10 protein-coding genes are annotated in these 12,159 nt (G+C 41.2%); 2 read left to right on the top strand and 8 right to left on the bottom strand.

Annotated features, from left to right (window positions below; translation table 11 throughout):
- Positions 1-25: 25 nt before the first annotated feature.
- From KV40_RS01025 to ndhD1, 6 genes are all read right to left on the bottom strand, one after another.
- Entirely contained in the window at positions 26-2,161 is a 2,136-nt protein-coding gene (locus KV40_RS01025; protein WP_072013745.1) for an amidase family protein, read from the bottom strand.
- 293 nt (positions 2,162-2,454) lie between these two features.
- On the bottom strand, positions 2,455-3,267 hold the full coding sequence (gene larE, locus KV40_RS01020; protein WP_036477024.1) for an ATP-dependent sacrificial sulfur transferase LarE: 813 nt from the start codon (positions 3,265-3,267) through the stop codon (positions 2,455-2,457).
- Positions 3,268-3,474: 207 nt separating this feature from the next.
- The gene (locus KV40_RS01015; RefSeq protein ID WP_036477022.1) at positions 3,475-4,695 is read right to left on the bottom strand and encodes a hybrid sensor histidine kinase/response regulator; all 1,221 of its coding nucleotides are present in this window, start codon (positions 4,693-4,695) and stop codon (positions 3,475-3,477) included.
- A gap of 301 nt (positions 4,696-4,996) precedes the next feature.
- Entirely contained in the window at positions 4,997-5,770 is a 774-nt protein-coding gene (locus KV40_RS01010; RefSeq protein ID WP_036477021.1) for an ABC transporter permease, read from the bottom strand.
- A gap of 113 nt (positions 5,771-5,883) precedes the next feature.
- Positions 5,884-6,696: an inositol monophosphatase family protein gene (locus KV40_RS01005; protein ID WP_036477019.1), complete on the bottom strand. Its 813-nt coding sequence runs from the start codon at positions 6,694-6,696 to the stop codon at positions 5,884-5,886.
- Between the two features lie 81 nt (positions 6,697-6,777).
- On the bottom strand, positions 6,778-8,376 hold the full coding sequence (gene ndhD1 / locus KV40_RS01000; RefSeq protein WP_036477018.1) for a photosynthetic/respiratory NAD(P)H-quinone oxidoreductase subunit D1: 1,599 nt from the start codon (positions 8,374-8,376) through the stop codon (positions 6,778-6,780).
- Positions 8,377-8,667: 291 nt separating this feature from the next.
- Between ndhD1 and KV40_RS00995 the strand changes: the two genes are divergently transcribed.
- Positions 8,668-9,441 (top strand): metal ABC transporter ATP-binding protein, encoded by a 774-nt coding sequence (locus KV40_RS00995; RefSeq protein ID WP_156113902.1) that lies wholly within the window; start codon positions 8,668-8,670, stop codon positions 9,439-9,441.
- A 262-nt stretch (positions 9,442-9,703) separates the two neighbouring features.
- Here the strand turns inward: KV40_RS00995 and KV40_RS00990 are convergent, their stop codons facing one another.
- Positions 9,704-10,354 carry a hypothetical protein gene (locus KV40_RS00990; RefSeq protein ID WP_036477011.1) on the bottom strand — a complete coding sequence of 217 codons (651 nt, stop codon included), beginning with the start codon at positions 10,352-10,354 and terminating at the stop codon, positions 9,704-9,706.
- Between the two features lie 45 nt (positions 10,355-10,399).
- Here KV40_RS00990 and KV40_RS34495 point away from each other — a divergent pair, with 45 nt between their 5' ends.
- Entirely contained in the window at positions 10,400-10,543 is a 144-nt protein-coding gene (locus KV40_RS34495) for a hypothetical protein (RefSeq protein WP_156113899.1), read from the top strand.
- An 86-nt stretch (positions 10,544-10,629) separates the two neighbouring features.
- Here the strand turns inward: KV40_RS34495 and KV40_RS00985 are convergent, their stop codons facing one another.
- Positions 10,630-12,132: a site-2 protease family protein gene (locus KV40_RS00985; protein ID WP_036477010.1), complete on the bottom strand. Its 1,503-nt coding sequence runs from the start codon at positions 12,130-12,132 to the stop codon at positions 10,630-10,632.
- Positions 12,133-12,159: the final 27 nt, after the last annotated feature.

Raw genomic sequence — 12,159 nt, 5'->3', positions numbered from 1 at the left:
CTATAGTGCGATCGCCGCCATCTATTTACACCAAAACAAAATCACTTTCGCCTAAACTTGCTGTGATTCCCTGCAAAATTGCCAGGTCTTGAGTTTTTGTAGCAATCAAAGTATCACCGTCTTGTTGTGTCAGGCTGAGATCGTCAAAACTCAAATCTAGTCCACCAATACCGATAACATCTTTACCAATTTCAAAGTCGGTAATAGTATTAACAGCGTCGGGTAACTCTGCATTGGCAATCCAGAACTGGTCGGCACCGACACCACCAGTAAGAAAGTTGTTGCCACCAGCAAGAACAAAAAAGCTGTCAGACCCATTGCCACCAAAAGCGCGATCTTTACTACCGAGAAAAAATTCATCATTACCAGCACCACCATAGAGGCGATTTTGTCCCCTGCCTACAGAGGCATCCAAAAGATCGTCACCTTTACCACCAGCAGCAAAATCTTCCAAGCCAACAATAACTTCATCCTTACCAGCACCACCATAGATTCGATTACTGCCAGTAAGAGCCTGGGAAGTATCGATAAGATCTTCTCCCGCACCTGCAAAGATTAAATCCCCATTGCCGTCAAAGTCAGCAACTAACTCTGGAGAAATCTCGTTATCTTTGGCATCTCCAGTGACAGTTACCTGAGTTTGATATTCAAATAATTCTCCCTCTAACGGGGGTGTGCTTTCGGGAGAAACGCGCAGTTTGCTAGCTTGCTCGTAATCATAAGCAAATCCAATTAATTCTGGTTCGCTAAAAGCAGTGCCTGAAAAGGTTACGCCAAATGGTTCGCCGTTAGGAATATAACCGCCAGGGACGTTGATACTAGGGTATCCTGCTTTAGCAGCTATGCTGGCACCAAAGTTTTCGGGAAATAGAATTGCATCGAGGTCGTACTGTTCGAGGTAAGCATCGATGCCTTCTTCTTTTGCCAGACGTAAATCTGTGGCTCGATCTTCTAAATACTGCTCTCGATCTTCTACCAGGTCGATTGCCTGTGATTCTAAAGCGCGGGTTTGTCCGTATCTCAGAGCTTCTTCAGCATTGGCTTCATTAAAAGCAATAACCTCCGCCAAGGTGTCTACAGGAGCGTCATCACCTAAGCTATCTAAATAGGCGTTGAGGTCGCGTTTAAACTCGTAGAAAAGTACAGAAGAACTAAACTCCGATAGCTCTTCTGTAGTGGGGATTTCTTCATAAACAATCGTCGCTCCCTGACTTTCTATGGTAGAAATAGCAGTTTCTATCAGTGGTACTTGGTCTTCTGAAAGTCTTTCCCAATAGGCTTTGGGAACGCCAATTCTAGCTCCATCAAGAGCATTAGGATCGAGAAATTGAGTATAGTCGGTATAAAACTTACCCTCACTAGCTGCGGTTGCTGGATCGCTGGGATCTACTCCAGTCAGGTCGCCCAATAAAGTAGCAGCATCGGCAACGGTACGACCAAAAGGACCGGCAGTATCTTGACTTGCGGAGATGGGAATAATTCCATCGCGGCTGACCAAACCAACAGTGGGTTTAATACCAACAACTGAATTATTGGTAGCAGGACTGAGAATCGAACCAGAGGTTTCCGTACCGACCGATACGGGAGCTAAACTTGCTGCAACTGCCACCGCAGGACCGCTACTAGAACCACCAGGATCGAAAATTGGTTCTCCGTTGGGTTCGGGAGTCGGATTGTAGGGATTATAGGTAAAGCCATTGAGCGAGCTATAGCCGTTGGGCATGCCATCGGTGAGGAAATTAGCAAATTCGGTTAAACTTGCCTTGCCCAAAATTAGCGCACCCGCATCCTGAAGTTCGGCAGTGATCAAAGCGTCATCGGGAGGAATTGAGCCTTCTAATGCTAGAGAACCTGCGGTTGTAGGTAAATCTGCCGTGTCGACGTTATCTTTTAACAGAACTGGAATCCCTGCTAGAGGATCGCTTATGTTTCCCTGCTGACGCTGGACATCGATCGCTCTGGCTTGCTCTAAAAGATCCGGATTGAGTTCGATAATTGGATTGAGTAGCGGATCGTAAGCTTCAACACGGTTGAGGTAAAGTCGAGCTAATTTTTCTGAGGTTAATGCCCCAAATTCAAACGCCTCGTTAATTTCTGCAACTGTTGCTTCTGTCAGATTAAAAGAAACTGGCTCTGAGGTTGAGGTAACGGTGATAGACAAATCGTTCTTGCTCCCATAATTTTGGTAGTTGACTAGTTATGAACGGTAAGATTAAACTTTCTCGCTTAAAAAAAGTGGCAATTTTGCTTGAAGCGATTAGGCGATATTCGCCCAAAAGAGTAAAATCCAACGCTGTCAACGGGTCTATAATCGAGCAATCAAATTTAAATAACTGTGGCAATAAATACGTTTTGAGGTTTTTCCTTGCTATACGTTCGAGTAAAAGCGACTGTCAAAAAATAGAGGAAGGATAATATCCCTCCTCAAGTTGCGATCTTGAATAGATTCTTCTTTTAGTAACTTTGCTGTAAGACGCGGTTTAGTTTGCCGCTACGGTAGCCTTCTAGATCGAGAGTGACAAACATAAAGCCCAAATCTTGAAATTTAGCAGTTAACTCCAGTAAATCGATATCTCTAACAAAATTTTTAATATCTTCTGGAGGTAGTTCGATTCTAGCGGTATCGGCTTGAGAGCGTACTCGCAGATTCTTATAACCCATGTTACGCAGATAAATTTCGGCTCTACCTACTCTTTGTAGCTTGCCAAGATCGATCGCTTCCCCATAGGGAAAACGCGAACTGAGACAGGGTTGAGCGGGTTTATCCCACCAGGAAAGCCCTAGCAACCGCGAAATTTCTCGAACTTCTAGTTTGCTGATGCCCGTTTCTGCCAGAGGCGATCTGGCACCTCTTTCTTTAGCCGCTTGAATTCCTGGGCGATAGTCTTGTAAGTCGTCGGCATTTACTCCATCAACAACATAAGGATAGCCTCGTTCGTGTGCAATGGGTTTAAGAGTATCGTGTAATTCGCTTTTGCAAAAATAACAGCGATTGACGGGGTTAGAAGTATAGTTGGGGTTATCCATCTCATGGGTTTCTACCAGTTCGTGTTTAATCCCAATTTCTGCCGCCTGAAGCTGTGCTGCATCTAATTCTTCTGGCATTAGCGAAGGAGATACAGCGGTGATTGCGATCGCGCGATCGCCCAAAACATCGTAAGCAACTTTAGCAACCAGCGTACTATCAACACCACCAGAATAAGCAATTAAAGCTCGCTCCATTTCTTGAAATAAATTTCTAAGTTGCTGTAATTTTGCTTCTATCACGGCTGAAAATTCGAGTTACAAGTCATCAATTTCAATTATTACTCGATTTATAACTTTTAGTATCCCTAGATAACCGAACCAAAGTTGAGTAGCGAGTCGCACTTCCCGAAGGACGAGTAAATATCGCAGTATGTTTATTAATAAACAACTGCTCGTTGATAATTGATAATTAATGAATAGTATCGATCTTTTCTAATTTTACTGATTTTAACTTTCTACTTTTTTAAACTTTGAGGGAAGATGTAGAGTAAAACAGCTACCCTTACCTACTTCCGAGCCAATAGTAATATCGCCACCATGAAGTCTTGCTAATTTACGAGATAAAACCAAACCCAAACCCGTCCCTTCACGCCAGCTATTAAGTTGTTGGAAAGCTTGAAAAAGTTTATCACAGTCGCTGGGAGCTATACCAATTCCCGTATCGATTACTGCAAATGTCAGCATTTCATCTTTTTTCTCTACTTTTAATGTTACCGAACCTGCTGCGGTAAATTTGACTGCGTTAGACAACAAATTGAGCAATATTTGTTTTAAGCGTATCGGATCTGCAAAACAAAAGTCCACATCTTTGCCTAAACCGAAATTTAGCTCTAAGTTCTTTTCTTTGACTCTGGGTCTAATTATTGATAAAGCACTATAGCAAACTTCTTCTACTACTAATCTCTCAATATGTATTTCTTCTTTATCAGCTTCAATTTTGGCAAGGTCTAAATAGTTATTGACCAATTCTAAAAGATATTCACCAGTTGAAGTTATCGAACAAATATACTGCATTTGTTTGGTATTTAAAGCACCATAGATACAGTCTCTAAGCATTCTGGCAAATCCTACGATTCCTGCGACGGGACTGCGTAATTCATGAGCGAGATGAGAAATATGTTCTTGAATAGCTGTTTCTGCCGCTCTCAAACGTTGGTTTTCAGCTTCAAGCTGCTCGATACGTTTTTGTTGCTGCCCAACTGTAACAAATTGTAGCTGCGATTTTTGCCAACTAAAATTAGCAAGCAAATTTTCTATAATATTTGGCAGTTTGTCGAGCCTGTGTCTGAGAACGTAACCGCCAACCCCTGCTTGTATACATTCTACAGCTATTTCATCTCCCAAAGTGTCTGTAACCAAAACTAAAGGAATTTGAGGCGACAGTTCGTACCACCAACCTAATTGTTGTAAAGGATTCTTAATAGAGCGATCGCCATCGGCAGAATAGTCGTACAACATTACATTATACGCATCATCCACTAAAGCTTTACGGGCTTGCTTCACCGTCACACAAACATGGTATTGACAATTTAAGCTGCTCGAACGTAATGTTGTGGCAATTGCTTCAGCTTCAGCAGTATGAGTTGCCAAAATAAGAACTTTTTTGACCCGTTCAAACTGCTTTAACTTTGTTTGTTGCTGTACGCTCGATCCAGAACCATCTGACATAAAAATAAACCGACCATTTCTGGAGGGACTATATTAGTTACGGAATATCGCTCTAAAGAGATGTTGTAAGGCACGCCTCTTTAAATATGTGGTTCGACAAGTTTTAAAAAACCATTTTGCTACCACACAAGCTCGATAAGCCATCGCGAGACGAATTCAATTTTTTATTTATCTCTATTTATACTATTGTTTGTAACGGTTTAGATCGAGTTATTTTCGAGAATATTGCTTAAATAAAAGTTTTTTTGACAAATTTAGGCTTAACTCGCTGCAAAAATTGTAAGTCGATGACGCTGACAATCTAAAATTCTTTACGAGCAAAAATAGTCATCGATAAAACCAATAATAAAGCCGTGTATAAAATACCATACAAAGCATTGGCAGCTAAATTGCCCGAGTCGGGCAGCAAACCGTAAACTGCCTCATTCTTTAAATCCAGTCGCGAAAGGTCGGGCAGAATTAAATAGAGACTGGTAGTTAAACTTTTAATACTCTCGTTTTCACTCAATTTTCCTAGCTCTACTAAATCCTGGCTGAAATGACCCATCAAGTAAACGCCAAAACTAAGTAAAGTTGCCAGAATCGAACTGGTAAATACGCCGAACAATAAGGCTACACCAATTAATAAAGCTAACTCTAGCAACAGATAAACAGCCGTAACTATTAGCGCGCTTAAAGGATAGGTAATGTCAGAAAAACTTAGCATTGCCAGGTAAATTACCATCATGATTGTTACCACGACTGCTAAAACTGCTACTAAACCTAGTTGTTTGCCCAAAATAAATTCAGCGCGGCTGATGGGTTTTGGTACGAGCATCAACAAAGTGCGCTGTTCGATCTCTTTGTTAATCGTTCCCGTACCGATAAAAATAGCTATGGTCACGCTCATTAGAGCAATAGCACCGATACCAAAGTCTAAGAGTATTTTTTCATGAGTACCTGCGGCAATCTCTGGAATTATTCTCTGGGCGAGAATTAACAATAGGGTAAAAAAGCCGATAAAGTAGAGGATGCGATCGCGAATAACTTCTTGAAAACCATTTTTGGCAATGGTTAGCACTCTATTGGGATTCATGGAAATCTTCTGGAAAATTTGTTAGTCAAGATCGGGGTCGATACTGTTGCATATTTCCCAAAATAAGTGGTAAACATAACATCGATCGCTCTAATGTTAAGTAAAGTTTAAGTTTATCGCTCGACTACACATTTGACTAAAGGCTCAAATTTTGCCACCAATTCGGAGCGGCAGATACCCAGGCTGGGAAAAGGAGTACTGCCATAATTTTTCCCTATCTGTAGGGGAAATACGGAGTTTTCGTCTAAAAACACAAATTCGCCACCTGCAGCTTTGATAATTACCCATGCCGCCGCAATATCCCAAATTTTGGGGGTAGCTTCTACACCACCAATTGCCGCTCCTGCTGCTACTAGTAACAGGTTATAACTGGCAACCCCGATCATTCTTACTTTGCAGGGAAAAGGATGTTGCAATACTAACAAACTACGAGCGCAGAAGTTAAATAAATGACTTTTGCTGGGATTATCTTGAGTTGTTGAGAGGGGTTGCTGGTTGAGATAGGCTCCAGTAGGACCATTTAAACCAGTTTCACCATACCAATAGCCATAAAAAGACTGTTGCAGCATGGGTAAATAAACAAAGCCAAATACTGGCATACCCTGGTAAAACAAACCCAACGAAATTGCCCAGATAGGCACGCCGCGAGTAAAGTTGGTCGTCCCATCTACAGGATCGACGATCCAGCACCAGTCGGTAGCGGGAAAGACATGGGTAGTTTCTTCTGTCAGTACGCCATGTTCGGGAAAAGCAGTAGCGATCGCTTCTCTAATAGCTTTATCCGACCATTTGTCGGCTTTGGTTACTAAGCTGCCATCGGCTTTAGCAGTGGCTTGTATTTTACCAAAATCTTCCCTCAAGCGATCGCCTACAGTCTGAGTTGTTTCCTGACAAAAATCTAACACCTGTTGCCAAAATTCATTCATTTTATGTCGTGCCTACCGCTATAGTTTTGCAAAAAAAAAGCTGGGTTTTAATAACCCAACTTACAATCTATAGCTAAATAATTACTTACTCAACCGCTCTAAATTTGGTGCGCCCTGAGAAAGGGTCGAGTAAAAAGAAGTTTGTGGCGACCGCCGTGCTGTTTCGATTAAACTCGGTACGGAATTACGCGCTCTAGCGGTTAACTGAGCGATACTAGAATCATAAATTTGGGTAATTAGTTTGGGATACAACCCGATGCCGATAATGGGAATTAACAGACAGGCAATAATAAATACCTCTCTCGGTTCGGCATCGATCAGGTTGGTATGATGGACGAGTTCTTTATTTTCGGGACCGTAGAGCATTTCTCTTAACATTGACAAGAGATAAATTGGCGTGAGAATTACCCCAACTGCGGCTAAGAAAACAATAATTACTTTAAAAGTAGAGTTATAGGCATCACTGGTGGCAAAACCGACAAATACCATCAGTTCTGCGACAAACCCACTCATTCCAGGTAAAGCTAAAGAAGCAAAGGAACAGGTAGTCCACATGGCAAAGATTTTTTTCATTTTTTGCCCGACACCACCCATTTCATCTAACATCAGCGTATGAGTGCGATCGTAAGTAGCTCCGACCATAAAAAAGAGGCTCGCGCCGATTAGACCGTGAGAGATCATCTGTAGCATCGCTCCACTAGTACCCAAATCGGTAAAGGAAGCAATCCCAATTAACACGAACCCCATGTGAGAAATTGAAGAATAGGCAATTTTGCGCTTGAGGTTGCGTTGGGCAAAAGAAGTCAATGCCGCATAAATAATATTGACTACCCCTAAAATCACCAAAATGGGAGCAAAAACAGCATGAGCATCGGGCAGCATTCCCATATTCATTCTGATTAAGGCATAACCACCCATTTTTAGCAGAATACCTGCCAGCAACATGTGCGCTGGTGCGGTGGCTTCGCCGTGAGCATCTGGCAGCCAGGTGTGTAGAGGAAAAATCGGTAGCTTGACACCGTAAGCAATCAAAAATCCACCATAAAGTAATAGCTGTAAATTTATCGTATAATCTTTAGCGGCGATCGCGCTCATGTCAAAGGTAACTGTATCCCCATAGAATGCCATAGTCAAAGCGGCAATCAAAATAAATAATGAGCCGCCAGCAGTGTAGAGAATAAACTTAGTTGCCGCATACAAACGTTTTTTACCGCCCCAAATTGACAGAATTAAATATACGGGAACGAGTTCCAATTCCCAGACGAGAAAAAATAGCAGCATATCCTGTACGGCAAAGACAGCAATTTGTCCGCCATACATTGCCAACATCAAAAAGTAAAACAGCTTGGGTTTGAAAGTTACGGGCCAAGCTGCCATAATCGCCAGGGTGGTAATAAAACCCGTAAGCAAAATTAACGGCATCGACAACCCGTCAGCCCCAACCGACCAGTTGAGATCTAGTTCGGGTATCCAAGAATAACTTTCTACTAACTGTAGGTCGGGATTGTTGAAGTCATAACCAGTATAAAAAGCATAGACTAAAACTACAAAATCGATTAAGCCCACGCTTAAGGCATACCATCTTACCGTTTTGCCATCTTTGTCGGGAATCAACGGTAGCAGCAAGGAAGCAGCAATGGGAAACAAAATGCTGATAGTTAACCAAGGAAAGTTTGTCATAAATTGAAGGTAGAAATTTGGCTTGGGTAGGTTTGTTTGTTAAGTCTCTTTAATTTCTATGTTCCAAGCTAATTCTAGTAATCTAGAGCATTCTTAACAAATTATTTATAGCCGAACCAAAAAAATTTAGCAGAAATAGCAAGTTTACTGATGTTTGCTAAAATATGAAAAGATTATGAAAAAGCTTGAAACTTTTAAAGCGAAAAAATTACGAGACGGCAAAACCTTTGTGCGATCGCGGCTTACAAAAAGTTTATTCAGCTATCTGCCCGTAGCCTATAAATACCAATGATGAATCCAGCTTTAGGAATTACAGTCGATAATATTAGCGTTACCTACAATAATGCTCGCCTCGCGCTTTATAATGCTAGCTGCCAAATTTTACCAGGGACGATTACTGGGTTGGTAGGACCTAATGGTGGTGGTAAATCGACTTTGTTTAAAGCGATTATGGGGTTTTTAAAGCCAAATCAGGGATGGGTTCGCATTAATGGTTTGTCAATTGCTAGAGCGCAAAAACAGCAGCTTATGGCTTACGTTCCCCAGGCAGACGAAGTTGACTGGAACTTTCCTATTAGCGTCGCAGATGCAGTAATGATGGGACGTTACGGCTATATGAATCTATTACGGATACCTGGTTCTCAAGATCGCCGTCTGGTCAGAGAAAGTTTGGCGCGGGTAGGGATGTCCGAATATCGCAACTGTCAAATTGGAGAACTTTCGGGAGGACAGAAAAAACGAGCTTTTTTAGCCAGGGCTTTGGCTCAGGAAAGTAAAATAATGTTGCTCGACGAACCTTTTACAGGGGTAGATATTAAAACCGAAAAAAGCATTATCGATCTGCTGCTACAGCTAAAAAATGCAGGACATACTATCTTAGTTTCGACTCACGATTTAGCCTCAATTTCTACTTTTTGCGATCGCGTCATTTTACTCAATCAAACTATCTTGGCGGCAGGTACTACCGAAGAAGTATTTACCGAAGAAAATTTAGCAATGACTTTCGGTGGTTTATCTACAGTAGGTAGCGATCGTTATAAGAATACTAAATCGCCAAAAAGATAACTTATTTCTCCTCGTCTCCTAGTCTCTTGGTCTCCCAGTCTTAAAATTATTTGTTATTAGATTAAAGAGAAATGGTATTGTCCCTCTGTACTTCACTGCTATTGAAAAGGTAGCGATAAGCCTACGGCATAGCTTCGCTACACATTTTCAATATCATTTAATTTCTTCTGTAGCTGTGTTGCCTGAAATTCTTAGTCTGCTAATCTTTGCTCGTATTCTACTAACTATCTCTAGGTTCGGAAACGGAAGACAGTGTTAGCTTCTAGCGAAAATTACAGGCTATGCCAGACCACAAATTGATGATAATACCATCTGGCTTATTTGCAGAAAGCAAACCAAATAGACTGTCTGATGCTACAAACTCTATGCCTAAAGTACTTTCTGTCACTTCAACATTATAATTTGCTTCCAAATCAGCAAGCGTTTTGCCCAAGCCAATATTATTTACTGTTGTTAGATTCGCACTCTCAGTATTTTGATGCACTGTCCAGCCAACAAAGCGATCCTTAATTGCATTTATGCTCAAGCCATTAGACCAAGTGATGAAACTCATCGCTCCTGCTGAACATTCACTGTTTCGGTTTTTTTGCATTGGTTCTCCTAAGACAGAAGAAATCGCAACAGTTGAAGTAGCAATATCTGTATCAAAAGGAATAGTTTGTGTTTTTCCCGACTGCTCGTCAATAAGCAATAAACCATCTCCAGACAAGGCGAGTAATGTGTCTGTCAAATTTTCTGTTTCCGTTTCGACTGCAATATTGTCTGCGGCTTCTCTTTCAGTAAGTGAAGATTCTGTGTCTTTTACTGTCGTCTGTAAGTTATTTGTTTCACTGCCACTGACAGTATCTGAGGATGTGTTGCTACAAGCAGCAAACCATAACAGTAAAAGTAGGCTTGAGGTAGATAAAGCCATCGAGCTTATGTTTTGTTTAGGCACAATCTCTATAGAAAGTAATTAGTGGCTCATAAAGATGTTTCAAATATCATCTCCTACTGGCACGCTTATTACCGAACTATTTTTAGTTCGACCATCCTAGCAGCATACTGGTTTTTCAGCATTACTATCGCTCGTTCCAAAGAAAATCGAGGATGCGACGGCTAAGATTGAGCATTGATTGCAACAGAAGTGAGTCATAAATTACTATAAAATTCAGTTCTTTGAAAGTTAGCTCAAAACATATTCAATCATCATCCACCAATACCCAAACGTAGAGCTAAGGTGGAACTTAAAGGAATTAGCGTAGCTAACATCAGAAATAGTGCCAGTAAACCCCAAGCAGCCCTAGTATCGTTTGGTTCTGTTAATTCGTTCATTACGGGGCGTTCTAAATCGCGCTGTAGAAACAAAATTAATATCGCCCAATAAAGCGGAATGGGATTGGTAGGATTGAATAATGAAACAATACCTAAAACAATTAATGTAGCTACGGTGGTACGCCGAGCAATTTTACGTCCGTAAATAGCGTGAACGATTCTGCCGCCATCTAACTTACCTGCTGGCAAGAGATTTAAAGCTGTAATTACCAAACCCAGCCAACCTACTATGACTAGAGGGTGGATATCGACAATTGCTGCTTCTAAAGACGAACCTAAAACAGTTTTTGCCAAAGCACCGACTAAAATCGAACTGCGAAAAAATTCTGTAGGCAACTGAAACAGACTGCCAGAATGAGATAAAACCAAGCCTAACATTAGCAGTATTAGAGAAACAATTCCTCCTACTGCCGGTCCTGCCAGAGCAATATCAAACAAGGTAGAGCGGTTGGGCAACAAAGATTCAAAACGAGTAATTGCCCCAAAAGAACCAATTTGCCAGGTGGGAATGAAAAAAGGAATGCTAAGACGAATGTTATTACGTTTGGCTAAAACGCGATGCCCAATTTCATGAGCGATTAGTACGCTCCATAAGCCAATACCCAAAGGAATGGTTTCCCCGTAGCGACTAAAATCGCTAAATAAATCGAAACCTAACAGTAAACTAGCTGCTTCTAAACTTGTAACGACGGTAGCAATAAACAAAACTAAAGCAAGATTTTTTTGAGCCAGGGTAGTAGGTTGGGGATCGTTCGAGCTAGGTAAAATTACTACTACAGGCTTTTGGTTGGGATTATTAACTAAAAACAGACGATATTTTTCTCCAAATAGCTTTTCTAGCTTTTCGCTCATCATCGAATGTGCTGTTTCGGGATCGTTTCGCAGATTACCGCGAAAAATCGCTCCATTGCCTTCGAGAATTGTTTCGGTAGCGAAGAAGGTATCAATACTAAAAATTTCTTTAAGTTTAGCGATATCGTCTTCGGGAATTGGTGTGAGTGCCGATAACATTAAATCGGTTCCAGAATCTGTTGACTCGGAAGATTCTGCCTCTTTAATCGCTTCGGCTTTGATTCTGGCTGCGGCTTTTTCCTTGAGAAATTCTTCTTGTCCTGCGGCTCTTAATTTTCTGCCCAACCAAATATAAACTGCAACTGAGGCAATAAATAAAAATAGTATTCCTACTATGTTGATGTAAATTCCCAGAGCAAATAAGCTAAAAAACAGTAGCCAAGGAGCAGTCAGGACTACTGATTGCAACCATCCTAAAATTCCCAGTCTGCCATATTCTTTGGCTCGATTGTAACCCCAAAGCAAAATTACAAAGACGACAGCAATTAAGAAAAAAACTAGCGGAGATTGCGATTCATTAAACATTAGCTATTTATTTGAGTAGGAGTAAAC

The sequence above is a fragment of the Myxosarcina sp. GI1 genome, from assembly GCF_000756305.1.
GTDB lineage: Bacteria > Cyanobacteriota > Cyanobacteriia > Cyanobacteriales > Xenococcaceae > Myxosarcina.
Note: the sequence above shows the minus strand (reverse complement) of the source record. Positions and strands in the feature narration are given on the sequence as shown.

Coding starts and splice junctions, on each gene's coding strand:
- KV40_RS01015 (WP_036477022.1), bottom strand. CDS start 4,695: ATGTCAGATGGTTCTGGATCGAGCGTACAGCAACAAACAAAGTTAAAG.
- KV40_RS01005 (WP_036477019.1), bottom strand. CDS start 6,696: ATGAATGAATTTTGGCAACAGGTGTTAGATTTTTGTCAGGAAACAACT.
- KV40_RS00990 (WP_036477011.1), bottom strand. CDS start 10,354: ATGGCTTTATCTACCTCAAGCCTACTTTTACTGTTATGGTTTGCTGCT.
- KV40_RS01010 (WP_036477021.1), bottom strand. CDS start 5,770: ATGAATCCCAATAGAGTGCTAACCATTGCCAAAAATGGTTTTCAAGAA.
- KV40_RS00995 (WP_156113902.1), top strand. CDS start 8,668: ATGAATCCAGCTTTAGGAATTACAGTCGATAATATTAGCGTTACCTAC.
- KV40_RS00985 (WP_036477010.1), bottom strand. CDS start 12,132: ATGTTTAATGAATCGCAATCTCCGCTAGTTTTTTTCTTAATTGCTGTC.
- ndhD1 (WP_036477018.1), bottom strand. CDS start 8,376: ATGACAAACTTTCCTTGGTTAACTATCAGCATTTTGTTTCCCATTGCT.